The following is a 25,805-nucleotide window of genomic DNA, read 5'->3' as shown; positions in this document are numbered from 1 at the left end:
GTTGCTGGTCAGCATTAGGCGCTGTCCGAAAAGTCGACGAGCGAAGGTTAGACAAGGCAAAAATCGGTGAGAAAGCGCAGTTTACGGGGTGTAAATGAGCATTTTGACCGGGCTGGCGCACCAGCCGATTTTTAACGCCGTATTACCGAGCGCAGGCACTTTTCAGACAAGCCCTAAGGCGACGACGAGGCTGACTCGGTCAGGTAGTCGAACAGGTGGCGGGCGGGGGCGCTCAGGGCGTCGAGGTCGCGGACGAAGGCGACGAAGCGTCGGGTGGCCCATTCGTCGACCAGGGGAATCGCACGAATGTCCATGGCCTTGGCGTAGAGACCGGCGGCGTCCATGGGCACCACCGCCACCGCCAGACCCGAATCGACGATGCGAAAGGTCGCGTCGAAGGTGGTGACATGGACGCGAAAGCGAATCGCCCGCCCCAACAGAGTCGCCTCGCGTTGCAGGGTCAGACTGACCAGGCTGCCGGGTAAAATCTCTACATGGTCGTAGGCGAGCGTTTCCTCGAAGCGCAGCTGATGTCGCTCGGCCAGAGGGTGGTCCGGCTTGACCACCAGACCGAGCTGGTCGGTGTGGTAGTGGCGATGGTGCAGGTGGTGGGTGCGGGCGTTTTCCCAGCACAGTCCAATATCGGCTCGGCCTTCCTCGATGCCACGGGTGATCAGCGCGCTGATCTTTTCCTCCAGATTCACCTGAACCCGGGGGTGCTCTTTCATGAACTGACTGATCTGGCTCGGCAGAAACTGGCACACCGCCGACAGGCTGGCGAGGATACGAAGGTTGCCCTGCAGGCCATGGCTGAATTCACTTAATTCAGCCTGCAGGCGCTCCATCGAAGAGAGCGTCTCGCGAGCTGCACGCAGCATCACCTCACCGGCCGGTGTCACCACCACGCCGCGCTTGCGGCGGATCAGCAGGCGGACCCCCACCTGATCCTCCAGCGCCGTCATGCGCTTGCTGATGGCCGAGGGGACGATGGCCATCTGCTCGGCGGCGGCGGCGATGCTGCCCTGGTCGCACACGGCGATGAACAGTGCCAGGGATTGGGGATCGAAATGTCGCATCGGCTCTGGCCTGTCAGGGACGAAATGGATCCAGGTAACGACGCTGCACATTGCAGCTGGATGGATCGACTATAGCGAGTCTTGGCGAGGCCTGCTGGAGGCTCCTTCGCGTGGTCTTGACGGTATCGGTCTGGCACGTCCGCCTGACAGCCCTTTTATTTACCACGGTTTTTTCGATGTCAGGCCGAGGTCCTGCCCTGACTCGAGTCCTCGGCCGATGCTGCCAGCGCTTCCAGGTCGCCCTTGTCGGTGACGATAAAGTGGTAGCAGATCAGCGCCAGCACGCCGGACAGGCCGATGGCGATGGCCATGCTGTGGGAGGTGCCGTCGTGGAACTGTCCGACCAGGGCGCCGACACCGGCGGCGATGCTCATCTGGATAAAGCCGAACAGCGCCGAGGCTGAGCCGGCGCAGTGGGGGTTGGGTGCCAGGGCGCCGCCCATGGTCTGCGGCATGATGATGCCGAAGCCGATCATGTAGGCCATGTGGGGGCCGATGACCGCCCAGGGGGTATGCACGCCGGCCAGCGCGAGCAGTGCCATGGCAGAGCCGCCGAGGGCGGCGATCAGGCTGGCGGCGACCAGCAGCTGGTGGCGGCTGCGGCGACGGCTGAGCTTGGCGCTGGTCAGCGAGCCGATGAAGAAACCGAGCACGATGGCGGCGAACAGGTAGCCGTAGACGTCGGGGCTGACCCCCATGTAGTCGATCAGCACGAACGACGAACCCGACAGAAAGGCGAACAGACCGGAGAAGGCAGCGGCGTTGGCCAGGGTATAACCGACGAAGTCGCGCTGGCCGAGCAGCGAGCGGAAGGTGATGGCCAGCGCCGAGGGCTTGATCGACTGGCGCCGGTCCCGCGGCAGCGGCTCGGGCATCATCGCGATCAGCCCCAGCATGGCGGCGGCGTAGAGCGCCAGCAGCAGGAAGATGGCGTCCCAGCCGAACCACACCAGTAGCCCCGCACCGACCACCGGGGCCAGCGCCGGGGCCAGTGCCATGACGCTGGCCATGTAGGAGAGGATGCGGCTGGCCTCGAAGGGGCCGTGGATGTCGCGCACCGCGGCGCGGCCCAGCACCGGCCCCGCCGAGCCTCCCAGCGCCTGGAAGAAGCGCGCCACCAGCAGCGTCTCGATATTCGGCGCGAAGGCGCAGACCAGGCTCGCCAGCAGAAAGACCCCCATCCCGAGTGCCAGCACCGGCTTGCGTCCGAAGCGATCGGACAGCGGACCGCACAGCAGCTGCGCCATGGCGAAGCCGATCAGATACAGCGACAGGGTCAGCTGGATCTGATCGGCTCCGGTGCCCAGCGCCTCGCGCATGGCGGGCATGGCCGGCAGGTACATGTCGGTGGCCAGGGGGCCCAGGGCGGTCAGCGCCGCCAGCAGGGCCACGGTGGCGCGGGAGGTCGGGTTCAGCACGCGCAACTCCTTGTGTCAGTGACAGTTGGGTCAGGGAAGGCGAAGGGAGCGCGAAAAGCGCTCCCTTCGCGGTGTCGATGCTGCTGCTTGGAGGCAGACATCGTTCCGTCAGTGTTTCCTTAGTCGGCTTATTCTAGCCGATCTCAGACAGCGTCTGGCTGAACACCCGGTGCCGCCTTGTCGAAGGCCGGCAGCGCTCGCGCTCGCTCCGATACCGCGCGCACTCGCGCAAAGGGCACGAGGTCGCACTCGAAGCGCTCGGCGTTGAACACCTGGGGTATCAGGCAGACGTCGGCCAGGGTCGGCTCATTGCCGACGCAGAAGTCGCCCATGGTGTGCTCAAGCATCGCCTCGACGGCGGTCAGCCCCGTTGCTACCCAGTGGCGGTACCAGGCGAGCCTGGCGTCATCCGATAGTCCGAGTTCGCCGGTCAGGTGCTTGAGCACCCGCAGATTGTTCAGCGGGTGGATCTCGCAGGCGACGGCCTGGGCCAGCGCCCGGATCTTCGCCCGATGCTCGGCGGAGCCGGGCAGCAGCGGCGGTTCGGGGTAGCGCTCGTCGAGGTATTCGCACAGCGCCAGGGATTGGGTCAGCGCCTGTCCCTGGTCGGTGACCAGGGTCGGCACCAGGCCCTGGGGATTGCGCGCCAGATTGTCGGCATCACGCTGCTCGCCCTTGACCAGATTGACCGGGTGATGGTCGAGGGTGATGCCCTTTAGATTGGCGACGATGCGCACGCGATAGGCCGCCGAAGAGCGAAAGTAACCGTAGAGTTGCATGGCAGGTTCCAGAAATTGGCGGTGGCGGGACGCCCGCCGGGGACGGCGGGCGTCGAGGGCCGAGGTGTCGACGGTGGTGGACGTCAGCCCCAGGACTTGAGGGGGCTGGCTCAGTCCTTGGGTTGGTACTTCACCACCCGCTGGTCGATGGCGCCGAAGATGCTCTGGCCGGCCTTGTCGAACATCTCGATGCGCACCCGGTCACCAAAGCGCAGGAAGGGCGTCTTGCTGTCGCCGTGCAGGATCTTCTCGACCATTCGTACCTCGGCCAGGCAGCTGTAGCCGACGCCGCCATCGGCCACCGGCTTTCCGGGACCGCCATTCGGATCCGGATTGGACACGGTGCCGGAGCCGACCACCGCGCCGGCGCCCAAGTAGCGGGTGCGGGCGGCGTGGGCCACCAGTTGCGGGAAGTTGAAGATCATGTCCGGGCCGGACTCGGGCTCGCCGAACTTGTCGCCGTTAAGATGGACCGTCAGCGGCAGGTGCACGCGGCCATCCTTCCACGCCTCGCCCAGTTCGTCCGGGGTGACGCAGATCGGCGAGAAGCTCGAGGCCGGCTTGGCCTGGAAGAAGCCGAAGCCCTTGGCCAGCTCCCCGGGGATCAGGCCGCGCAGACTGACGTCGTTGACCAGCATCAGCAGCTTGATGTGGCCGGCTGCCTGTTCGGGGCTCACCGCCATCGGCACGTCGTCGGTGATCACCGCGATCTCGCCCTCGAAGTCGATGCCGTGGTCTTCGCTGACCGCCTCGATATCGTCGTAGGGACCGATGAAGCTGTCGCCGCCGCCCTGGTACATCAGCGGGTCGGTCCAGAAGGTCTCCGGCATCTCGGCGTTGCGCGCCTGGCGCACCAGTTGCACATGGTTGAGATAGGCCGAGCCGTCGGCCCAGTGATAGGTACGCGGCAGCGGCGAGTGCAGCGCTTGAAGATCGAGCTCGAAGGCCTCCTCGGCGGCGCCGTCGTTGAGGCGCTGGTAGATATCTTCAAGGCGCGGGGCCAGCTCGTCCCAGTCTTCGACGAGCTGTTGCAGGGTGGTGGCAATCTGCGGCACGCGTACGGCGTGGGTCAGGTCGCGGGAGACGACGATCAGCTCGCCGTCGCGTCCGCTCTTGAGGGTGGCCAGTTTCATCAGAGGGTTCCTTGTGGTCAAAGCAGAGGTCGGTCAGGGCCGCGTCGGATCGAAGTGGGACTTGAGTCCCTTCCACACATCCACGTAGTCGCGCTGGCGGAAATCGGCGGCCAGCGCCTTTTCGGTAGGCTGGAAGACGTAGCGGCTCTCGAACATGAAGGCCAGGGTCGCCCCTTGATACTGAGGCTCGAGGCTGGCGTCGGAGGCCTTCTCGAAGGTCTCGGCGTCGGGACCGTGGGGCGACATGCAGTTGTGCAGGCTGGCGCCGCCAGGCAGGAAACCTTCGGCCTTGGCGTCGTACTCGCCGTGGATCAGGCCCATGAATTCGCTCATCAGGTTGCGATGGAAGTAGGGCGGGCGGAAGGTGTTGTCGGCCACCATCCAGCGCGGCGGGAAGATCACGAAGTCGATGTTGGCCATGCCCTCGGTGTCCGACGCCGACGTCAGCACGGTGAAGATCGAAGGATCCGGATGGTCGAAGCTGACCGTATTGATGGTGTTGAAGTTGGCCAGGTCGTACTTGTAGGGCGCCACGTTGCCGTGCCAGGCGACCACGTCCAGCGGCGAGTGGTCCAGCCGGGTCGCCCACAGAGCCCCGGAGAACTTGGCCACCAGTTCGAAGTCGCCCTCGAGGTCCTCGTAGGCGGCTACCGGCGACTGGAAGTCGCGCGGGTTGGCCAGGCCGTTGGCGCCGATGGGGCCGAGCCCCGGCAGCTCCAGGGGACTGCCGTAGTTTTCGCAGACATAGCCCCGGGCCTGGTCGCCCTCACTGATGCGGACCTGGAACTTGACCCCGCGCGGGATCACCGCGATCTCGCCGTTGCCCACCTCGAGCGCGCCGAACTCTGTGCCCAGGCGCAGGGTGCCCAGCTGAGGCACGATCAACAGTTCGCCGTCGGCGTTGTAGAAGAAGCGTTCGGTCATGTCCTGGTTGCAGGCATAGACATGGACACCGCAGCCGGCCTGGGTGCCGGCGTCGCCATTGACCGCGATGGTGGCAAGACCATCGATGAAGTCGGTGGCCGCCTCGGGCAGGGGAGCAGGGTCCCAGCGCATCTGGTTGGGGTCCGCGGCGGGACGCGACAGCGGTGCGGTGGCGAGACCGCCGTGCTCCAGCGGGCGGTAGGCGCTCTGGGCCACCGAGGGGCGGATGCGGTAGAGCCAGCTTCTCAGGTTATGGCTGCGCGGCGCGGTGAAGGCCGAGCCGGTGAGCTGCTCGGCGTAGAGCCCGTAGGCGCAGCGCTGGGGCGAGTTCTGCCCCTGAGGCAGGGCGCCGGGTAGCGCTTCGCTGGCGAAGTGATTACGAAAACCGCTTTGATACGCAAGCGGCGTCTGGTCGAGACGTCGGGACATCGGGAAATCCTCCGCTCAGGATGATGAGGTGTCGTGTCGGGATGCTCGCCGCCCCACTGCATACTGAGTCCTGTGATAAAGCTCGGGTCGAGGCGGTCACATCATCGCTATGGCATGCCTGGAATATAGTTTCATTTGAAACTATATTCCAGGCCTTATCGCTAGAGAGACGGTGCCAACCCCACCGGTATCTGATTTACCCTTTAAAAACATGAGATTGATGGGATAAGACATACGTCTATAGCAATACCGTGGTGCGAAGCTTCACTTGGCGGTTGGGTGCGGTGTAGACACTATCCCCAAGGCGTCAGGCGACAGTATGAGCGCAGGGGAAAGGTCGCCTAGACTGCGCCCACCCACTTTGGGCAAGTGTGGATCGGCGTCGTGATAGCCAGCGGGGTGTGAAGGCCGCAATACGAGATGGGGGCTACTTCCCTGCAAGTGAAGTGGACTTCGAGAGAGCATGACAGACGCTGTGCCATTGCCGCGAAAAGCATAGAATTGGGCAGTGCTGCCACGAAAAGTAACGTTATCATCGTGTTATTGAGTTATCTTAAAGTCATATAAGCGTTTGTTTAAAAAATAATAAGACGCCGTCAACGTGAAGTGGACAAAAGTCCCTTCGATCTCGACATGACGAAGGTAGTGGGCATCGGTCATCAGACGTCGAGCCTATGCACAGGGAGAACAGCAAGTGTCGATGGCAAAGATGCCCCATCTGGTGCATTGGTTAACTGGACAGTTTCGTGAAACTGAGCGAGAAGCCTGGTATCGCCGCGCGATCAAGCCGAGGGTGCGCTGCGAGTCACGACTGGCCTGGATGCTTGCCGCATTGATATTCGGCATGTTCTCGATTTCCGATTACTTTTATGTCGGCCAGAGCCGCGAGCTCTACCTGTTGCTGGCCATGCGCGTGGTCGTCGTCGGTAGCTGTCTTTTTCTGGCTTGGGCGATTGGTCGATGGGGAAGCTATTCGCAGCGCCTCTGGCTGCATGCTTTGCCGTTGTGGGTTATGGCGACGGGCATCATCCTGATTGTTCCGCTACGTCCGGACTCCCTTTCGACGCAGATGATGGCTGTCATCGTTGCTACCATGGCCTTTTATCTGCTGATTCCCAACCTGCTCACCGTGGTGGCGATGGCGAGCCTGTATCTGGGTATCGGTTTTCTGTGCGCCTCTGCCATCTTTGCCGACAGTTCGCCTGTCGATGTGTTGCGCATGGCGCTGTTGTTGATCATGGCCAATGCGGTCGGGTTCTGCACCTTGCTGCGGGTAGAGCGCCTGCAGCGCAAGCAGTTCGCGATATTGAGCGAAGAGCGCGACCAAAACCGACAATTGCTTCGTGAGATGGCGCATCGTCAGTCCCTTGAAGGTCAGTTGAGACGGCTGGCCGAGCGCGATGCCTTGACCGGTCTCGCCAATCGTCGGCACTTCATGAAGCGGGCCCAGAGCATGTTTAAGTCTGCCCGGGAAGCACAGGCGCCCTTCAGCCTGTTTATGCTGGATGTCGATCACTTCAAGGCTATCAATGACACCTGGGGCCACAGTCATGGAGACCGAGTGCTGATGGAGATCGCCCGAGTGTGTGCCGAGTCACTGCGTTCCCATGATCTGATCGCGCGTTTCGGCGGCGAAGAGTTCGTGGTCGCATTGCCTGATACCTCCTTGAGTGACGCTTTGCCGGTCGCACAACGTCTGCATCGAGCGGTCGCCGACCTGGCGCTACCGTTTGAGGGGGGTGAGAGGGGGGCGGCGGTCACCGTTACCATCGGCATTGTCGAAGCCCGGCCCGATGAGGACAATCTGGAAGTGCTGATTCATCGCGCCGACAAGGCGCTTTACGTCGGCAAGCGTGACGGCAGAGACCAGGTAGTAGCCTGTCGCGAGAGCCAGGCGTGAGTGCAAAAGCGATGCTGATGGTAAGGTCGCGAGCTACGTTGCCGGTTCTGGCGTTCCCGGTTATCGTCAGTGACGGATGGTGGCGTGCCACGCTGGCGTGGCGCTGTCGCGATGGACGCTGACCACGGGGACGAGGCCATGGGCTCGCGTAAGCGAGAAACACCGACCAGCAGCGGGTTACCGCATCTGGATCTTTTGCAGTTCCTGCCGTACCGGCTGAACAGTCTGGCGGACCGTTTGAGTCAGGCGCTTTCGCAGATGTACGCCGAACGTTACCAGTTGACCATTGCCCAGTGGCGAGTGCTGGCGTGGTTGTCGCACCTGGATGAGCTATCGGCCAAGCAGATCGCCCAAGCTACTCGCATGGATAAGGTGCGTATTTCTCGGGCCGTACAGGCCCTGGAGGAGCGCGGTCTGATCCGAAGAACGCCTTCGCCCAGTGACCAGCGTGTACAGCACTTGCGACTGACCGAGGCGGGGCAGGCCTTACTGGCCGACTTGATCCCCGATGCCTTGCAATGGGAGGCCGATGTGGTCGCGACCCTCTCCGTCGGCGAGTATCGCGACCTGATGAGCGTGATGGGCAAGCTCGAGCGCCAGCTCGATCGGCTGGAGCAGGGCAGTGGCCCCTGGTCCCAGGATTGCTCCGGCGATCCCATGGAGACGCCGGGTTCTCCAGAGCTCGATCAGGATCGCTAGGGCCTGTTCGCGCACTGCTCCAGGCGCTAGGCCAGCCACACCTCGATGATCGATTGGCGAGTCACTCCCGGGCGGCTGGCTTCCTTGTCGAGAGACACGATCATCCACACAGGAAAGTCGACGTTGCCCCGTCTTTGTGTCTGGTTGGGGCGCACTCCCACTGCGACAGGTGGATTCGCCCCATCACTTCGCGATCACCCGATCACCCGATCACCCACCAGCCATCGACTTCTTGCACCGGTACCGGGTCCAGCGCCTCGATATGTCGCCACCGCCAACTGGCTGGCGGCGATGCTGCCTGCTCTCAAGTACTTTTCGGCGGTCAGGGCGATGCTGAGAGATCTCACGCCTGACCTCATGAAGTGGACCCCTCGAAGGAGGGGCTGCCAGAGCTTGCGGGTGTGAGATGACATGATACTGTTAACAGTTGACGATACTGAGTGCACGGAGACCGATATGGACTCGACCAAGGATCGGATTGGCCAGCGACGCTCCAGTACGCTGACGTCCATTGCCCGCGATGCCATCGAGCAGTTGATCATTTCTGGCGAGCTGTCCGCCGGCGACCGTATCAACGAGAGTGCGTTGGCCGCCAGGTTTGATATCAGTCGCGGACCGATTCGCGAGGCGTGCCGCAGTCTCGAGTACGCTGGTCTGATCCGCAATGTCGCCAATCACGGCGCCTACGTACGCGAAATGAGTCTGGACGAAGCCCGCGAACTGTACGAGGTGCGGCGTGCCTTGACCGCTCTGGTAGGGGAGCTACTGGTCGAGCGGGCCACCCAGGAGGTGATCGAAGAACTGGAGGCTCTGGTTGACAGGATGGGCGAGGCCGCCAAGCGCGAGGATCTCGATGACTACTACCAGCTCAACTTGCGTTTCCACGACGCCATGATGACCCACACTGGCAATAGTGCTCTGGCTCGTTACTATGACGACACGATCAAGCAGCTGCACCTGTTCCGTCGTCGCGGATTGGTGCAACGCGGCAACCTGAAGGCTTCGAACGCCGAGCACGTGACGATCGTCAGGGCGATCTCGGCACGTGACGCTGATGGGGCGTCCAGGGCACTGCGTGATCACGTGATGGCCGGATGGCGTCGGATGGAGCAGGCGCTCGCTGCGGCCCCGGACGACGATCGACAGGCTTGACGCCTGAGACGTCGACCAGCCCCTTTTCGTTCTTGTTGCTTCTGATTGGCGTATCGCCAGCGAGTCAGTGGCGTCGCGATTGGAACGTCTGACCAACGCCATCTGCCAGTACGACACGCAGACAGCGCTTCGTGGTATCTAGCTTCACGCCTCGGTCCGAGTGATGCGTGCGTCAAAGGCGCAGGTGGCATCGCTTCGACCAGCGGGGCTCGCTGAGTCGATGCTCCTTTACCCTCCAATCCGCATAAGCAGTAGACCAACGTCTACTTAATGGGACGTGATCCGCTCTGCTAGTTTACAGGCTGTAAACTGTTAACAGTTTACAATGTACCTCCAGACGCAGCAGGTCATGCAGTGACTTCTCAACAACGACTCCAAAGGAGAACCACCATGCGCCATTGGTTCACGATCCGCATGCTGGCGGTAGGCATCGCCACGAGCCCCCTCACCATGCTCTCCGCCTCCGCCTTGGCGGCGGACGACTTCCCTGTCGATCCGATAGAGATTGCCGTACACACCTCGCCCGGCGGCGGCACCGATACCACTGCCAGAATGGTGGCCCTGTCGACCCAGGAGCAACTCGACAGCAATGTCTTCGTCCAGAACAAGAAGGGCGGCGGTGGCTCCGTGGCGATGAGCTATGTCAGTGGCAAGCCAGCAGACGGCTATACCCTCATGGCCATCACTCCGACCCATCTGTTCACCATGCTGCGCGGCAATGCCCCGATCGGTATCGATGACATTCGTGGCGTAGTTCGGGCGACCGACGATCCGATCATCATCATGGTTCGCGGTGACAGCGATTTCGCCTCCATCGATGACCTGATCGAGGCTGGGCGGTCCGGCACGATCAAGTGGGGCGGAACCCAGATTGGCGGTGTCGACCATATCGCCGCCATGAGCTTCGCCAACGAGGCCGACATCAGGGTTTCCTACGTACCGTTCGATAGTGGTGCGGAGTTTGCCGCCGCCCTGTCTCGCGGTGATATCGACGCCGCCGGTCTCAATATCTCGGAAACCCAGGACCAGATTGCCGATGGAGAATTCCGTCCTCTGGCGGTGATGGCCGACGAGCGCATGGGGGCCCTGCCGGAGGTGCCGACCCTGGCCGAAAACGGCATGGACGTGTCCTTCTCCACCGTTCGCGGCTACGTGGTGCTCAAGGACACCCCCCAGGAGCGCGTCGACGCGCTGGAACAGGCCATGCTCGATGGCATGCAGAGCGAGCGCTATCAGGAGTACCTCGACGGCATTGGCCTGGATAGCGCCAGCGTCGCCGGTAGCGAGGCCTGGGACCAGCAGATCCGCCGCATGTACGAAGCGGGCAAGGTCACCATGACTGACCTGGGGCTGCTCCAGTGAATCGTCAGGCTGGACGCGGGGCAGGGCTGAAAACAGGGCATGAGACAGGGAGCGTCTCGGCTGCCATCGATGGGGTCGTTTCCCCAGGCCCGGCTTCGGTCCAGGCCCACGGGGCATCAACATCAAGAAGGAGTCGCACATGATTCGTCACTGGCGAGATCTGCTTCCCGGGTGCGCCCTGCTGGTACTGGCCGGCGGGCTGTACCTGATCACTACCGACTTCGACAGCGTACCTCCGTCCTTCGCCCAAGGCATGCAGGCGGCGGACATGCCACAGCTGATCCTGGGAGTGATCGCCGTGCTTGCGTTGGTGATGATCATTCAGGGGCGGGGCCACGAGGAAGAAACCAAGCCGGTCATCTCTTGGCGCATGTGGACCACTGCGCTGGTGCTGCTGGTATCGGTATTCCTGTTCGGTGTGCTCGGCCTGACCCTGACCACCGTGCTGACCTGCCTGGCCATCCCGTTGCTGTGGGGTGAGCGGCGTCGGTTGGCCGTGGCGATCTACGCCATCGGCGTGCCGGCGTGCATCTACCTGCTATTTACCCACGCCTTGCAGCTCAGATTGCCCCAGGGCGTGCTGAGCCCCTGGCTGTCCTGAACAAGGAGACGACCATGGATCCTATTCTAACGGGGCTTGGCATCCTCACCGACCCGGTCTCACTCGGTGTCATCCTGCTTGGCACCATCATCGGTGTGCTGGTAGGAGCGCTGCCGGGATTGAGCTCATCGATGGCGGTGGCCCTGCTGCTGCCCTTCACCATCTATCTGGAGCCAGTACCGGCGATATCGATGCTGGCGGCGCTCTACTGCGCCGGTACCTTCGGTGGTTCCATCACCGCTATTCTGATCAACGCCCCCGGCGCTCCGCCTGCCGCCGCCACCGCCTTTGACGGTTTTCCCATGGCGCAGCGGGGCGAGGCCGGTCGCGCACTTGGCATGGCGGCGGTATCCAGCGTCATCGGCGGCATCATATCCTTGATCGTGATGGTGCTGGCGGCCCCGGCGTTGGCCCGAATCGCCCACTCCTTCGGCCCGCCTGAGTACTTCGCGCTGGCAATCTTCGGTCTGTCGATGCTGGCCTCGATCAGCGGCAAGTCGCCGGTCAAGAACCTGATCGGCGGGGCTCTGGGGCTGTTGATCGCCACCGTCGGGGTAGACCTGACCACCGGCGTCGAGCGCTTTACCTTCGGCGTGCCGGAGCTCTACGAAGGCATCAGCTTCATTCCTATCCTGATTGGCCTGTTCGCGGTGTCGGAGCTGTTGTCCCAGTCCGACATCATCGACCGGGCCAAGGAGCGCATCTCGCTCACCGCCATCAAACTGCCGTCCCGGGAAGACTTCAAGCGGGTGTGGAAGACCATTCTGCGCTCGTCCGGTATCGGCACCTTCATCGGTATCCTGCCGGCGGAGGGCAGCACCATGGCGGCCATGATCGGCTACAACGAGGCGCGCCGCTGGTCGAAGAACGGCGACAAGTTCGGTACCGGCGAGATCGAAGGCATCGCAGGCCCGGAGGCGGCCAACAACGCCGCCACCGGTGGCTCCATGGTGCCTACCCTGGCGCTTGGCATCCCTGGCTCAGCCACGGCGGCGGTGATTCTCGGTGGCCTGCAGATTCACGGCATTCGCCCGGGCAGCTATCTGTTCGAGAACCAGCCCCACCTGCTGTACTCGATCTTTGCCGCCATGCTGGTGGCCAACCTGGTCTTTCTGGTCTTCGGGCTGGCTGGCGCCAAGCTGTTCTCACGCATTTCGCTGATCCCGCGCACCTTCCTGTGGCCGGCGGTGTTTGCGCTGTGCGTGGTGGGCGCCTACGGCGTCAACCAGAGCCTGGTCGACGTCACCATCATGCTGATTGCCGGCTTCATCGGCTTCTGGCTCAAGCGCTACGGCTTCGGCGCGGCGCCGATCATCATGGGTGTGGTGCTGGGCTCGCTGGTGGAGAACTCTCTGGCCCAGTCGCTGATCATCTTCGATCAGGACGCAAGCCGCTTCCTCGAGCGTCCGGTGGCCCTGCTGTTCTTCGTGCTGGCCGCACTGAGCATCTTCTACAAGCCATTGTCCGGTGCAGTGCGTCGTGTGCGCAGTGGCCCGAGCACGACCCCGGGAGGTGAATGACATGACCGGGCCCAAGACAGAACCCTTGTCGGGACGTGTAGCGCTGGTTACCGGCGGCAGCCGGAATATCGGTCGTGCGGTGGCGCTGGGACTCGCCGAGCAGGGTGCCGATGTGGCGATCATCGCCAGTCATCACGGCCAGGCGATGGATGACACCCTGGCCGAGATCGAGGCAATGGGACGTCAGGGACTGGGTTTGGCCGCCGATATTGCCGACCCCGAAGCCGTCGATGCCGCCGTGGCAAGCGTCGCTGAGCGCTTCGGCCGGCTCGATAGCCTGGTGTGCTGCGCCGCCATTCGTCCCCATAAACCCTTCGCCGAGCTGACCTTCGATGACTGGCGTCAGGTCATGGCGGTCAACCTTGACGGGCCTTTTCTTGCCGCCAGGGCCTGCCTGCCGCTGCTGCTGGCCTCCGACCAGGCCGCCATTGTCACCTTCGGTGGCGTCAGCGCTCATCTGGGTGCCGCCGAACGGGCCAACGTGATCGCCTCGAAGATGGGTGTGGTGGGGCTGACCCGGGCGCTGGCGGTGGAATACGGCCAGCGCGGCGTCACCGCCAACTGCATCGTACCGGGGCAGATCGATACCGAACGGGCGGCAGGCTCGCCGCCGCCCAGGTTGAGTGGCGGCAAGGGGCCGCTGGTTGGCCGACTGGGCAAGCCCGAGGAGGTGGCCGCGCTGGTGTGTTATCTGGTCGGGCCGGCGGGGCGCTACAGCACCGGCCAGACCTTCCATCTCAACGGCGGCAGCTACCTCGGTTAAGCCATGACCATCTACCTGAAACCCGAACCCGACCAGGGCCGAATGGCCCACTGGTGGCGCAGTTTCCTGCTGCCGGCGATGGTTGCCGTCATCGGTGGCGGTAGCTGGAGCGCTCTCGGTCTGCCGCTGGGCTGGTTGCTGGGGGCGGCCATCGCCATCGGCATCTGGGCGGGGCTGGGCCTGCCGGCCCGGGCTCCCAGACCGATCCAGCGCGCCGGCCTAATGGTGGTGGGGGCAAGCGTCGGCTTGTGGGTGACACCGGAGGTGGCCCGTCAGTTGGTTGGCTGGTTGCCAATGATGCTGGCCTCCGCGGCCTTGGGGGTGATCCTGGCGATCCTGTCCACACCGCTTTTCGCACGCCTTGCAGGGCTCGACAAGGCCACCGCCTATTTTTGTCTGCTGCCCGGCGGGGTGATCGAGATGGCCGAGATCGGTGAGGGCTACCGCGCCAACCGGGCGGCGATCGCCGCCTTGCACGCCATTCGCGTCGGGCTGATCGTCACCCTGCTGCCGGCGGTACTGCTGCTGACAAGCGGCAACGGTCAGCCGGTGGCACAGGTGTTCGGCTCGGGCGTCCAGCTTGGCCCGTGGTGGCTGATCGGACTGTTGGCGCTGTGTGCCTTGGCCAGTTGGGGGACCGCGCGCCTGGGGATGCCCTCGGCCTGGTTCCTGACGCCGCTGGTGGTCGCCGGCGTGTTGTCTGGCGCCGAGCTGCTGCCTGTGTCTCCGCCGCAGGTGCTGCATCTGCCCCAAGGGGTGCTGATCGCCGCCCAGGTAGTGGTGGGATTTGGCCTGGGAGCCAAGTTCCAGCGGGCCAGCTTGCAGGCCCTGCCGAGGGCTATCGCCAGCGGCATTCCGATCCTCCTGCTGATCGGTCTGATGGCGGCGGTGGCGGCGCTGCTGGTGGCCGGGATGTCGGGCTCGGAGGAGAGTCGGCAGACCCTGGTGCTCGGCTTTTCCGTGGGGGGTATGGCCGAGATGACCCTGACCGCCCAGGCCCTGGGCCAGAACGCCGCCCTGGTGGCGGGCTTTCATGCCATCCGCGCCCTGTCGGTAAACCTTTTCGCAGGGCCCTTGTGGGCTCGCTTGTCACGCCTGCCTTTGTTTCACGAATCCTCGAGCTCATGCTCACGACGATCCTGATAAGGAGACTGCGTCATGTCTGTCGCAACCAACGTCTTTGCCAAGATGCCCACCAACACCCGCATTACCGCCGAGGCTGCCGAATTCATCGAATCGGTCCGCTTCGAGGAGATTCCCGAGGAAGCGCTGCGCATCGGGACCCGCTGCGTACTGGATGGAGTGGGCCTGTTTGTCGCCGGCTCAGAGGAGCATTCGGTCAAGATCCTGGCCGAGGAGGCTGTGGAGTCCGGCGGTCGCGCGGATGCCCTGGTTCTGGGACAAGGCGATGCCCGAGCGCCGGTCGCCCAGGCCGCCCGCGTCCTTGGCACCGCCGGTCACGCCCATGACTGGGACGATAGCCAGGTCAGCAAGGACCCGGCCCACATCTATGGACTGTTGACCCACCCTACCATTCCGCCGCTGAGCGCCAGCTTGGTGGTCAGCCAGCGGCTCGGCGGGGTCGATGGCAAGCGCTTCATGGAAGCCTTCCTCACCGGCTTCGAGGTGGAAAGCAAAATATCCGAGTGGATGTTGCCCCAGCACTACATGCAGGGCATGCACTCAAGTGGCACCGTGGGCACCTTTGGCGCCTTCGCCAGTGCGGCCAAGCTGATGGGGCTTCGTGGCGAAACCTTGCGCCATGGCCTGGGTATCGCGGCGAGCCTGGCCGCTGGTATCCGCTGTAACTTCGGCACCATGACCAAGCCGCTGCACGTAGGCCGCGCGGCGGAAAATGGCGTGACTGCGGCACTGCTGGCAAGTCGTGGCTTTACCGCCGACCCCGAGGCGCTGGACGGCCCCTGGGGCTTCATGGCGGTGCAGGGCGGCGGCGCCAGCGAGGACAAGCTGACCCAGGGCTTCGGCAAGACCTGGTCCATCGTCGAGCCTGGGGTGTCGATCAAGCCTTACCCCTGCGGCGTGCTGACCCACCCGACCATCGACTTGATGCTACGCCTGGTGCTCGAGGCCGACGCCAGTGCTGACGATATCGAGGAGGTGATCGTCCACGCCGGCTCCAACATTCTCAATCCTATCCGCTACCCGATCGCCGCCAATCACCTCCAGGCCAAGTTCTCGTTGCCCGCCGCACTGGCGATGATTGCGCTCAACCGTCAGGCGGGCAAGGTCGAGTTCTCGGACGAGTTCGTGGCTTCCAGTGCCATGCAGGACATGCAGCGGCGCATCCGCACCGAGTTCGATGAACAGATCGAAGCCCAGGGCTTCGACAAGATGCGCTCGCGCATCACCCTGCGCCTGAAGGGGCGCGAAGACGTCAGCGGCTGGGCTGACGAGCGTTATCGTGGCGGCCCGGAAAACCCGCTGAGCGATGAAGAAGTCGAACAGAAGGTGCGTTCCTGTTGTGACGGCGTTCTCGATGAGCAGGCTCAGAGCGACCTGATCGCCGACGTGTGGAAGGTGCTGGAACTAGACGATGTCAGCGTGCTGGCGCAGCGCTTGAATGGCTGAACGTCCGGTTTGGACCCTTTGTCGTGGTAGCAAAAGACAGAAGGGGGGCTGGTTCCCCCTTCTGTCTATCGCCTGTCAGGTGTTGCACTAGTTGTTTAAATTGAGACGCCCTCCTCACTCCCCGATCACCCACCAGCCATCGACTTCCTCGACCGGCACCGGGTCCAGCGCTTCGCCCTGGGCGGGGCCGGAGATGCCTTCGCCGCTGTCGAGACGGAAGCAGGCCTGGTGGTGGGTACAGATCAACAGCTCGCCGTCGCGGCTGAGGATGTTGCTGCCGCGGCCGTCCAGCGGCAGGTATTGATGGGGGCAGGCGTTGACGTAGGCGTGCACCCGGCCATCGGCGTGGCGGGCGAGGATCAGCGGGAAGCGGCCGTTGTCGCTTTCGAGATTGAGGCAGCGGCTCTCGCCCGGGGCCAGGTTGGTCGATTCCAGCACGGCGGTCCCGGGCGGCGGTGCGCTCTTGTACTTGCGCCAGGCGTCGGTCATCGGGGGATCTCTTGGGGGAGCCGGTGAACCCGGGTGTCAGGGCTTGAAGTCCTCGGCGGCGGGAATGCGTCCGCCCAGCTGGGCGGTGATCTCGGCGGCGGTGTCGCGCACCAGCTCACCGAGCTGGGACAGGCGTTCGTCGGGGATACGCGCCACCGGCCCGGAGACCGAGATGGCCGCCAGCGGCGTGCCCAGTTCATCATGGATGCAGGCGGCGACGCAGTGCAGGCCGATGGCATGCTCTTCGCGGTCGCAGGCGTAGCCGCGTTCACGGATCTCGGCCATGGCGCGACGCAGCTCGGATGGACTCGACAGGGTGTTGACGGTGACACGGTCCAGGCCGCGTTCGGCCAGCACCCGCTCCAGGTCGTCGTCGGGCAGCCAGGCCATCAGCGCCTTGCCCACGCCCGAGGCGTGCAGCGGGGCACGTGAGCCCAGGCGGGTGATCATGCGCATCATCTGGGGCGATTCGCTCTGCGCCAGGAACACCGCCGTGGTGCCTTCACGCACGCCCAGATTGGCGGTCTCGCCGGTCTCACGGGTCAGTCGGCGCAGGTAAGGACGGCTGGTGGCAACGAAGTCGCGTGCCTCGAGAAAGCTGTTGCCGATGCGAAAGGTCTTGACGTCGATGCGCCAGACGCCGAGTTCCTCGTCCTGGGTGATAAAGCCCTGGCTCAGCAGGGCCTGCAGCAGGCGATGGGTCGTGGACGGTGCCAGATCGGCCTGCTCGGCGATGTCGGACAGCGCCAGGCCGCCCGGGTGCATCGCCAGCAATTCCAGCAGGTTGAGTCCCCGCACCAGCGACTGGCTGTGGCCTCCGCTGGCCTTGCCGCTGGCCGGTCGGCCGGCCGTTCTGCGCTTGCTTTCCGTCACCTTGCATCTCCTGGGTCAACCGTTTGGCACAGTCCTTAGCATACCTGTTGGCGCGGCCGCTTGTCGCGTTTGCGGAAAAGGCTTCCACAGGCGGCTCTGCCTTGGCTGAGCCTGGTCCGGCGCTCAGCGATGGCGCCAGTGGGGGGCGCGCTTGGCGACGAAGGCGTCGATGCCTTCGGCCACGTCTTCGGCCATCATGTTGGCGGCCATCACCTCGCCTGCGTAGGCGTAGGCCTGGCCCAGCGGCAGGGCACGCTGGCGGGCCAGCATGGCCTTGCCGGTGAACAGCGCCACCTGGCTCTTGGCGCGCAGGCTGTCGAGCAGCACCTCGAGACTGTCGTCGAGGGCGTCGTCCTCGGCGACCCGGTTGACCAGGCCCCACTCCAGCGCCTGGTCGGCGTCGATGAACTCGCCGGTAAACAGCATCTCGGCGGCCTGCTTGGGGCCGATATTGCGGGTCAGCGCCACCGCCGGGGTGGAACAGAAAAGCCCGACCTTGATGCCGGAGACGGCGAAGCGCGCCGAGCGAGCGGCCACCGCCATGTCACAGCTGGCCGCCAGCTGGCAGCCGGCGGCGGTGGCAAGCCCCTGAATTCGAGCGATCACCGGCACTGGACAGTCCTGCAGGCGCTGCATGACCCGGGAGCACTGGGCGAAGAGCTGTCGATAGGCGTCCTCGTCGCCGAGCTCGCGCATCTCCTTGAGGTCATGGCCGGCGCAGAAAGCGCGGCCCTCGGCAGCGATCACCACCGCCCGCAACGAAGGATCGGGGTCGATTGCGGCAAAGGCATCATCCAGTGCGGTGAGCATGTCCCGGGACAGGGCGTTGAAGCTTGCCGGGCGGTTGAGGGTCAGATGGACGACCCCACGATCATCGTGACGCACCACGGCGAGGTCACCGGTGTCAGGCTGGGCGGAAGGTGAGGCGGGCATCGTCATGGCTCCAACGAGGGAAAACTTCGCAAGCCTAGCGCGTGATGACGCCTTTTCGGGGCCTGCTTCGACCAAAGGGGAAGAGTGGCCTGGCCTCCCTGGTTGACGCCAGGGCGGCGCCAGAGCGGCGTCAGAGTAGCGCCAGGACGACGACAGGGGCGGCTTGCTGGCGGCCAGCGTCCGTGGTCATGGCCGTGGAGGATGGCGTACATTCGCACAAGCGATCCACGACGCGAGAGGCGCATGATGCAGGACGACAGGCTGAGGCCCAGGCCGATGCAGGGCGACGTGCTGGCCACGCCGCGTAGCCGGCTGCGCCCGCTAGAGCGCTATGATCTGCCTGGCTTGAGCCGACTGCTGGCCGATCCCCGGGTGATGCGTCACTCGCTCCACGGTGTGCAGGACATGGCGGGGAGCCGTCGCTTTCTCGATGCCTGTCGCGCGAGCTACGCCGACAAGGGCTTTGGCTACTGGGCGGTGGTGCACCCGGTATCGCGAGCGTTGATGGGCTTCTGCGGCTTCGATCACGAAATCCTCGACGGCGAGCGGGAGTTGGCCATCGGCTATCGTTACGCCGTGCATCATTGGGGTAGAGGGCTTGCCACCGAGGTGGCGCTGGCGGTGGTGGCCCACGCCTTTGCCATCACCGACTGCGAGTCGCTGGTGGCGGTGGTCGATCCCACCAATGTGCCGTCGAGCCGAGTGGCACAGAACGCGGGCTTCGTGTGGGAAGGGATGACGACGCTCGAGGGCCAGCGAGTGAAGGTCTACAGGCGTCACCGCTACCGTGAAGTCAGAAGCTGCTGAGCCTGGGCTGCGTCCCTGTCCTGGGGACACGAAGCGGGCCCGCGTGGCGGGCCCGAAAGTGGCGTCATGGTGTCCTCGAGGGGACGGTGTGGCGTGTCAGACGCTGTCGCGGAAGACCCGATCGGCCTTGGGCAGTACCAGATTGAGCACGATGGCAAACAGCGCGCCGGGGATCAGCCCTGACTCGATGATGGCCTGGAGGTTGTCGCTCAGATTGGCGTAGAGCCCTTCCTGGGCCGGCAGGCCCACCGCGGCGGACAGCGAGACCCCGATGATCACCATGTTGCGCTTGTTGAAGTCGATATGGGAAAGCATCTTGATGCCGGCGCTGGCGATCATGCCGAACATGATCAGTACCGCCCCGCCCAGCACCGAATTGGGGATGCTGGAAACGATGGCACCCAGCTTGGGGATCAGGCCCGCCAGCAGCAGGAAGGCGCCGCCGATGGCCACCACATAGCGGCTGACCACACCGGTCAGCGCCACCATGCCCACGTTCTGGCTGAAGCTGATCTGGGGGAAGGCGTTGAAGATCGCGGCGAACACGCTGGACAGGCCGTCGGCCATGACCCCACCGGAGAGCTCCTTGTGGGTCGGCTCGCGGTCCATGCCGCCGGCGGTGGTGCCGACGATGTCGCCGATGGACTCGGCGCAGGTGACCACGGCCAGCAGCACCACCGGCAGGATCGCCGCCAGATGGAATTCAAGCCCGATGGTCAGCGGCACCGGCAGTGACAGCCAGTCGGCGTCACCGATGGTGGAGAAGTCGATATAGCCGAACATGGTGGCCACTACGTAACCGGTGATCAGGCCGATCAGCGGCGCCGCTTCGGACCAGATACCGCGGCCGTACTGGTGCAGGCCCAGGGTCACCACCAGTACCAGCGCCCCTAGCAGCAGGTGGTGGGTGGCGCCGAAGTCGGCGGCGCCGAAGCCTCCGCCCCAGTAGGCGAAGCCTACCGGCATCAGCAGGGTGCCGAGCATGACCACGAAGGTGCCGGTGACCACCGGCGGGAACAGAAACCGGAACACCGGCAGAAACATGCCCACCAGGGCCATGGCGACCCCGCCACACAGGGCTGCGCCAAGGGCCGCCGGAAGCCCCATGCCCACGGCAATGGGAATCAGCACCGGGACGAAGCCGAAGCTGGTGCCCATGACGATGGGCAGGCGGGCGCCGATGGGGCCTATCCCCAGCGACTGCACCAGGGTGGCGACACCGGCCACGAACATCGCCGCCTGGATCATGAAGGCGGTCTGGTCCGCCGGCAGGTCGGCGGCGCCGGCGATGATGATCGGCACCGTGACGTTGCCGACGAACATCGCCAGCACGTGCTGCAGGCCCAGCGGAATGGCGCGCCCCAGGGGCGGCATGGCGTTGACGTCATGGGTCGAGCGCACAGATGCGCTTTCCAGGGTGTCCCCGGAGGAGTCGTGGGTGGGCATGGCAGGGTTTTCTCCTGTTGTCGTTGTAGCACCGGCGTCCTTGTCGGAGCGTCGGCGGCGAAACCCCGGAGACCGTGACAGGTGTCAGACCGTCTGTGCTGACTGCCGTGGCACGGCGACCGTTGTCAGGGGGCGGCAGCGTCGGCCCTGGCCCGTGGTGCCGCGCTGCGCTCGAGATCCGTTCGTCGTTCGCTGTTGTTGCCTCTTGTCTTCCCGTCGTCCTGTTCGAAGGTGTGCGTCCAGGCGCGCCCCGAGCCTCCTAGACCGCACGCCTTAGCCGCACCGCCGCCGCGTTGTGGCGGGCCATCAGCTCGCCCAGATCGACGTCGAGCGGCTGGCCGTCGGCCACCCGCCACTGGCCGGCCACCATCACTCGGTCGGCACGGTGGGCACCGCACAGCAGCAGCGCGGCCAGCGGGTTCTCGGCGCCCGAGAAGCGCGGCTCGTCCAGCCGGAACAGCGCCAGATCGGCCTGTTGGCCAACCTTCAGTCCGCCGATGTCGCTGCGCCCCAGACAACGCGCGGAGCCTTCGGTGGCCCAGCGGATGACGTCCTGGTGACGTACCTGGCTGGGCGAGTAGCGCAGGCGGCCGATCAGCATCGCCTGGCGCATCTCCTCGGCCAGGTTGGAGTGATCCGCCGAGGCCGAGCCGTCCACCGCCAGGCCTACCGGGCAACCAGCGGCCTCGAGTTCTAGGGTGCGGCACATGCCAGAGCCCAGCACCATGTTGGATGAGGGGCAGTGGGCGATGCCGGTGCCGGCTTGGCCGAGGCGCGCGACCTCGTCGTCGTTGAAGTGGATGCCGTGGGCCAGCCAGGTGCGATCGCTGAGCCAACCGGTGGCCTCGAGGTAGTCCAGCGGTCGCATCCCGAACAGCTTCTGACAGTACTGCGTCTCGTCCTCGGTTTCTGCCAGGTGGGTGTGCAGGCGCACGTCCTTCTGCTCGGCCAGGCGAGCGCTGTCGACCATCAGCTCACGGCTGACCGAGAAGGGCGAGCAGGGCGCCAGCGCCAGGGTCACCATGGCGCCCTCGCCGCGCTGATGGTAGGCGTCGATCAGACGGGTGCTCTCGTCGAGGATGGTCGCCTCGTCCTGCACCACCGACTGGGGCGGCAGCCCGCCCTGCTCGCGCCCCACGCTCATCGAGCCGCGGGTCAGGGCGGCGCGCACACCGAGCCGACGCGCGGTCTCCACCTGGACGTCGATGGCGTGCTCGAGCGCGCCGGAGAACACGTAGTGATGGTCGGCGACGGTGGTGCAGCCGCTCATCAGCAGCTCCACCATGGCCAGCTCACTGGCCAGCGCCAGCTGGGCCTCGTCGAGGTTGGCCCAGACGTCGTAAAGGGTGGTGAGCCAGGGAAACAGCTCCTTGTTGAGCGCCGGCGAGTAGGCCCGGGTCAGGGTCTGGTAGAAGTGGTGGTGGGTGTTGACCAGGCCCGGCAGCAGCACGTGTCGGGAGGCATCGAAGGTCTGCTCGACGCAGGTTCGGGGCGTCTGGCCGGCGGCCACGGCTTCGATGATTCGGCCGTCCTGAACGACGACACCACCGGCCGCGTCAGCGTCGCTGGCGGCCAGTGGATGCTTGATCCAAGTGACGGGGGGATGTGAGCTCATGCAGTTCTCCTGGGTTGGCTTCGCCGAGCGAAGGGTTACCCAAGCATCGTGCCCTGCTCCCGACGCCGTCCCTTGGTCAAGGAGGGCGAGGGCTCGTCGCGTAGCGGATACCTGGTTCAGGTGCCTTCAGAAACAGCCGCCGAGGGCGGTGAGCGTCATCAATTTCACGGTTCACGCTGCACCGATATCGAGCGGCCTGTGTACCATTGTGGTGCGCAATATATGACCGTTATTGTGTACAAAATGGCCATGACGTCAGGGCTTGTCAAGTGCCCCTCTGCTTCACGGCCTGGCGGCCTCGCGGGCGGCTCGGCGCCGGCTCAGTCGGTCCCCGAACAGGTAGGCACCCAGCGCCACCAGAATCAGTAGTGCGCCCAGCAGCATCGAAGGCGAAGGGGTTTCCTGATTGAGCAGCATGCCGAGGGTCAGCGCCAGCACCGGGGTGATCAGGGTCACCAGGGCGACGCTGGCGGCGTGCAGCCGAGACAGGATCAGGTAGTAGCAGAGGAAGCCGATCAGCGAGCCGAACAGCGCAAGGTAAAGCACCGCCCACAGCCCACGGGGGCTGAGGGGAATCATCAGCGGTTCACCGCTGGCGAGCCATAACACCAGAAAGCAGGGCATGGAGCCGGCCAGCGCCCCCACGGTCTGTTGCAAGGGGTCGAGCCCGGCGGCCACCCGCTGCACGGCGATGCCGCTGGCGCTGAACAGCGTCACCGCCGACAGCATCATGGCCAGTGCCAGCACCTGGGCGCCGCCGCCGAGCGTCAGGCTGTCGGCGAACACCACCGCCAGCCCCGCCACCCCCAGACCGCAGCCGATCCAGTGCCAACGCCTGAGCCGGGTGCTGCCGGGCAGGGCCTGCAGGATGAAGCCGGAGATCAACGGCGCCATGCCGAACATCACCGACAGCAGGCCCGAGGGCAGAAACTGGGAGGCGTGGTAGCTCAGCGCCATGGCGCCGAACACCCCCGGCACCGCGGCGGCGTAGCTGGCAAGGGCGCGGCGATCGAGGCGGACGCCGCGTCTCAGCACCAGCAGGATCAGAGCGCCGGCGACCAGCGCCAGGCCCATGCGCAGCATCACGCTGCCGATGGGGGCGCCGGCCTCGGCGCTCCACTTGATGGCCAGCGGGGTGGAGGCCCACACCAGCACCACGATCAGATAGGCCAGTCCGGTTGGCATCGTGCATCCTTTGAAGAGGTCATCGGGAAGACGCTCAGGATAGGCGTTTTCTCGCTGAGCCACAGGCTTTTGGGTGTCGGCTTTTGAGGGGCGCGAACGGGGCGCGACCGTTAAGCGAGTAAAAAGGCCTGCGAGTAAAAAGGCGCCGCCCTCCCGAAGGAGAGCGGCGCCTCATCGTCATCCCGAGTGCGATAGCTGCCGCGCGGGATAGCTCGCCGCGAGCAGGCGCTACGTCCGCCGCTCAGTCGGCGTAGTTGGTCTCGGAGTACAGCACCCGGGTGCGCAGGGTGTGGTTCACCTCGCGCAGGGCTTCGAGCGCCTGGGGACCGTAGGCCTTGTCGACGTCGATGACCACGTAGCCGACCTTTTCGTTGGTCTGCAGGTACTGGCCGGAGATGTTGATGTCGTTTTCCGACAGCACCCGGTTGATCTCGGACATCACGCCGGGCACGTTCTCGTGGATGTGCAGCAGGCGGTGCTTGTCCGGGTGGGCCGGCAGTGCCACCTCGGGGAAGTTGACCGAGGTGATGCTGGTGCCGTTGTCGGAGAAGGTCACCAGCTTCTCGGACACCTCGACGCCGATGTTCTCCTGGGCTTCCAGGGTGGAACCGCCGATGTGCGGGGTGAGGATGACATTCTCGAGGCCACGCAGCGGGCTTTCGAACTCGTCGGCGTTGCCCTTGGGCTCCACCGGGAAGACGTCGATGGCGGCACCGTTGAGTCGGCCTTCCTTGATCGCCTCGGCCAGGGCCTCGATGACTACCACGCTGCCACGGGCGGCGTTGATCAGGATGGCGCCGGGCTTCATCAGGCTGATCTGCTCCTCGCCGATCATCCAGCGGGTGGACGGCAGGTCGGGCACGTGCAGGCTGACCACGTCGGAGCGGGCGAGCAGCTCCTCGAGGCTGGCGACCTGGCGCGAGTTGCCCATGGCCAGCTTGGTGATGACGTCGTAGTAGATGACGTCGAAGCCAAGCGCCTCGGCCAGCACCGACAATTGCGAGCCGATGCTGCCGTAGCCGACGATGCCGAGGGTCTTGCCGCGGGCCTCGTGGCTGTTCTTGGCGCTCTTCAGCCAGCCGCCCTGGTGGGCACGGGCGTTCTTCTCGGGAATCCCGCGCAGCAGCATGATGGCCTCGGCCAGCACCAGCTCCGCCACCGAGCGGGTGTTGGAGTAGGGGGCGTTGAACACCGGAATGCCGCGCACCAGCGCCGCCGTGAGATCGACCTGATTGGTACCGATGCAGAAGCAACCGACCGCCACCAGCTTCTCGGCCGCCGCGAACACCCGCTCGGTGAGCTGGGTGCGGGAGCGAATGCCGATGAAGTGAACATCACGGATCTTCTCGATCAGCGACTCTTCGTCGAGCGAGGTCGGCATATGCTCGATATTGGTGTATCCGGCGTTGAGAAAATTGTCCACTGCACTCTGGTGGACGCCCTCGAGCAGCAGGATCTTGATCTTGCTCTTGTCCAGGGACGTTTTGGCCATGGTCGAATCAACCTCTTGGAGTTGGCGGCAGCCAGCGGCTGTGTGGTGGGGCAGGCGAAAAATCAGGGTCCATAGAGTACCACAGGGCGGCATTTTCACGTTGAAAATCCTTGCACCGCAGCATGAGCCATCTGCATGTACCGCCGTCCTTTCGAGGGGCGCTTCGTGGGCCGCGGATAAGGGCCAGGGCAGACGACCCCGGGGGGAGAGCGTGTATACTGTCGCCCTTTGGGGAAAGGCCGGACGTCGTCAGCGAGCCTGCGTTTCCCGGGTGGCCCATCGTCGGCCGTGAACTCGCAATCTCGGGTCAGCCTTTGACCCGCCGCCTGGAGGGGCGCATGGCAACGCAGGACCGCCAGCCAACACAGAAAGATGACGAGTCGCTCGACTTCGCCTCGGCCATGACCCAGCTGGAGACACTGGTCGAGCGCCTGGAGTCCGGCGAGCTGACGCTGGAGGAGTCGCTCAAGGCCTTCGAGCAGGGCGTGGCCTTGACGCGAGATGCCCAGAAGCGGCTCGACGAGGCCGAACTCAAGGTGCGCAGCCTGACGGAGAACGCCGACGGTGGCATGCAGCTGTCGCCTTTTGATATCGGGGAGGAACCGGGTGAACGCTGACAC

24 protein-coding genes are annotated in these 25,805 nt (G+C 64.8%); 11 read left to right on the top strand and 13 right to left on the bottom strand.

The window, feature by feature from the left end; translation table 11 throughout:
- Positions 1-173 precede the first annotated feature (173 nt).
- From EBB56_RS12275 to hmgA, 5 genes are all read right to left on the bottom strand, one after another.
- Entirely contained in the window at positions 174-1,076 is a 903-nt protein-coding gene (locus EBB56_RS12275) for a LysR substrate-binding domain-containing protein (protein WP_045993878.1), read from the bottom strand.
- A gap of 179 nt (positions 1,077-1,255) precedes the next feature.
- A complete protein-coding gene (locus tag EBB56_RS12270; protein ID WP_124804515.1) occupies positions 1,256-2,494 on the bottom strand; it encodes a multidrug effflux MFS transporter in 1,239 nt (412 codons plus the stop codon).
- A gap of 143 nt (positions 2,495-2,637) precedes the next feature.
- Entirely contained in the window at positions 2,638-3,273 is a 636-nt protein-coding gene (gene maiA, locus EBB56_RS12265) for a maleylacetoacetate isomerase (RefSeq protein ID WP_045993880.1), read from the bottom strand.
- Between the two features lie 110 nt (positions 3,274-3,383).
- Entirely contained in the window at positions 3,384-4,406 is a 1,023-nt protein-coding gene (locus EBB56_RS12260) for a fumarylacetoacetate hydrolase family protein (protein ID WP_045993881.1), read from the bottom strand.
- 33 nt (positions 4,407-4,439) lie between these two features.
- Complete coding sequence (gene hmgA / locus EBB56_RS12255; protein WP_045993882.1) at positions 4,440-5,759, bottom strand: homogentisate 1,2-dioxygenase; 1,320 nt, start codon at positions 5,757-5,759, stop codon at positions 4,440-4,442.
- Positions 5,760-6,459: 700 nt separating this feature from the next.
- On the opposite strand from hmgA, the gene EBB56_RS12250 reads away from it, so the two are divergent.
- Positions 6,460-7,659, top strand: coding sequence for a diguanylate cyclase (locus EBB56_RS12250; RefSeq protein WP_124804514.1), 1,200 nt, complete (start codon positions 6,460-6,462; stop codon positions 7,657-7,659).
- 84 nt (positions 7,660-7,743) lie between these two features.
- Positions 7,744-8,358 (top strand): MarR family winged helix-turn-helix transcriptional regulator, encoded by a 615-nt coding sequence (locus EBB56_RS12245; protein ID WP_260425353.1) that lies wholly within the window; start codon positions 7,744-7,746, stop codon positions 8,356-8,358.
- A gap of 26 nt (positions 8,359-8,384) precedes the next feature.
- Here EBB56_RS12245 and brnA read toward each other — a convergent pair whose 3' ends face one another.
- Positions 8,385-8,513 (bottom strand): type II toxin-antitoxin system BrnA family antitoxin, encoded by a 129-nt coding sequence (brnA, locus tag EBB56_RS22380; RefSeq protein ID WP_409360210.1) that lies wholly within the window; start codon positions 8,511-8,513, stop codon positions 8,385-8,387.
- A 301-nt stretch (positions 8,514-8,814) separates the two neighbouring features.
- Here brnA and EBB56_RS12235 point away from each other — a divergent pair, with 301 nt between their 5' ends.
- The 7 genes from EBB56_RS12235 to EBB56_RS12205 all read left to right on the top strand — a co-directional run bounded on the left by EBB56_RS12235 (position 8,815) and on the right by EBB56_RS12205 (position 16,345).
- Entirely contained in the window at positions 8,815-9,510 is a 696-nt protein-coding gene (locus EBB56_RS12235) for a GntR family transcriptional regulator (protein ID WP_185696433.1), read from the top strand.
- Between the two features lie 390 nt (positions 9,511-9,900).
- Positions 9,901-10,872, top strand: coding sequence for a tripartite tricarboxylate transporter substrate binding protein (locus tag EBB56_RS12230; RefSeq protein WP_124804511.1), 972 nt, complete (start codon positions 9,901-9,903; stop codon positions 10,870-10,872).
- A gap of 139 nt (positions 10,873-11,011) precedes the next feature.
- Positions 11,012-11,473: a tripartite tricarboxylate transporter TctB family protein gene (locus tag EBB56_RS12225; protein WP_108449460.1), complete on the top strand. Its 462-nt coding sequence runs from the start codon at positions 11,012-11,014 to the stop codon at positions 11,471-11,473.
- A 14-nt stretch (positions 11,474-11,487) separates the two neighbouring features.
- Positions 11,488-12,993, top strand: a complete 1,506-nt coding sequence (locus EBB56_RS12220) for a tripartite tricarboxylate transporter permease (protein WP_108449461.1) — start codon at positions 11,488-11,490, stop codon at positions 12,991-12,993.
- 1 nt (position 12,994) lies between these two features.
- Positions 12,995-13,756: an SDR family NAD(P)-dependent oxidoreductase gene (locus EBB56_RS12215; protein WP_124804510.1), complete on the top strand. Its 762-nt coding sequence runs from the start codon at positions 12,995-12,997 to the stop codon at positions 13,754-13,756.
- A 3-nt stretch (positions 13,757-13,759) separates the two neighbouring features.
- The gene (locus tag EBB56_RS12210; protein WP_124804509.1) at positions 13,760-14,899 is read left to right on the top strand and encodes an AbrB family transcriptional regulator; all 1,140 of its coding nucleotides are present in this window, start codon (positions 13,760-13,762) and stop codon (positions 14,897-14,899) included.
- Between the two features lie 15 nt (positions 14,900-14,914).
- Positions 14,915-16,345, top strand: coding sequence for an MmgE/PrpD family protein (locus tag EBB56_RS12205; RefSeq protein WP_124804508.1), 1,431 nt, complete (start codon positions 14,915-14,917; stop codon positions 16,343-16,345).
- Between the two features lie 114 nt (positions 16,346-16,459).
- Here EBB56_RS12205 and EBB56_RS12200 read toward each other — a convergent pair whose 3' ends face one another.
- The 3 genes from EBB56_RS12200 to EBB56_RS12190 all read right to left on the bottom strand — a co-directional run bounded on the left by EBB56_RS12200 (position 16,460) and on the right by EBB56_RS12190 (position 18,640).
- Positions 16,460-16,834, bottom strand: coding sequence for a Rieske 2Fe-2S domain-containing protein (locus tag EBB56_RS12200; protein WP_124804507.1), 375 nt, complete (start codon positions 16,832-16,834; stop codon positions 16,460-16,462).
- Between the two features lie 36 nt (positions 16,835-16,870).
- Positions 16,871-17,707: an IclR family transcriptional regulator gene (locus tag EBB56_RS12195; RefSeq protein WP_045993885.1), complete on the bottom strand. Its 837-nt coding sequence runs from the start codon at positions 17,705-17,707 to the stop codon at positions 16,871-16,873.
- A 123-nt stretch (positions 17,708-17,830) separates the two neighbouring features.
- The gene (locus EBB56_RS12190) at positions 17,831-18,640 is read right to left on the bottom strand and encodes an enoyl-CoA hydratase (RefSeq protein WP_045993886.1); all 810 of its coding nucleotides are present in this window, start codon (positions 18,638-18,640) and stop codon (positions 17,831-17,833) included.
- A gap of 243 nt (positions 18,641-18,883) precedes the next feature.
- Between EBB56_RS12190 and EBB56_RS12185 the strand changes: the two genes are divergently transcribed.
- Positions 18,884-19,447 (top strand): GNAT family N-acetyltransferase, encoded by a 564-nt coding sequence (locus EBB56_RS12185; protein ID WP_162816504.1) that lies wholly within the window; start codon positions 18,884-18,886, stop codon positions 19,445-19,447.
- Between the two features lie 96 nt (positions 19,448-19,543).
- Here EBB56_RS12185 and EBB56_RS12180 read toward each other — a convergent pair whose 3' ends face one another.
- From EBB56_RS12180 to serA, 4 genes are all read right to left on the bottom strand, one after another.
- Positions 19,544-20,893, bottom strand: a complete 1,350-nt coding sequence (locus tag EBB56_RS12180) for a uracil-xanthine permease family protein (protein ID WP_052704445.1) — start codon at positions 20,891-20,893, stop codon at positions 19,544-19,546.
- A gap of 259 nt (positions 20,894-21,152) precedes the next feature.
- Complete coding sequence (locus EBB56_RS12175) at positions 21,153-22,508, bottom strand: 8-oxoguanine deaminase (protein WP_124804506.1); 1,356 nt, start codon at positions 22,506-22,508, stop codon at positions 21,153-21,155.
- A 282-nt stretch (positions 22,509-22,790) separates the two neighbouring features.
- Complete coding sequence (locus EBB56_RS12170) at positions 22,791-23,693, bottom strand: DMT family transporter (RefSeq protein ID WP_108131888.1); 903 nt, start codon at positions 23,691-23,693, stop codon at positions 22,791-22,793.
- Positions 23,694-23,934: 241 nt separating this feature from the next.
- Positions 23,935-25,185: a phosphoglycerate dehydrogenase gene (serA, locus tag EBB56_RS12165; protein ID WP_045993890.1), complete on the bottom strand. Its 1,251-nt coding sequence runs from the start codon at positions 25,183-25,185 to the stop codon at positions 23,935-23,937.
- A gap of 338 nt (positions 25,186-25,523) precedes the next feature.
- Here serA and EBB56_RS12160 point away from each other — a divergent pair, with 338 nt between their 5' ends.
- A complete protein-coding gene (locus tag EBB56_RS12160) occupies positions 25,524-25,802 on the top strand; it encodes an exodeoxyribonuclease VII small subunit (RefSeq protein WP_045993891.1) in 279 nt (92 codons plus the stop codon).
- Positions 25,803-25,805: the final 3 nt, after the last annotated feature.

Origin of the sequence: Halomonas sp. YLB-10, assembly GCF_003856855.1 — a bacterium.
Taxonomy (GTDB): Bacteria; Pseudomonadota; Gammaproteobacteria; order Pseudomonadales; family Halomonadaceae; genus Halomonas; species Halomonas litopenaei.
The sequence above is the reverse complement of the archived record's forward strand: the minus strand, read 5'-3'. Positions and strand labels throughout refer to the sequence as shown.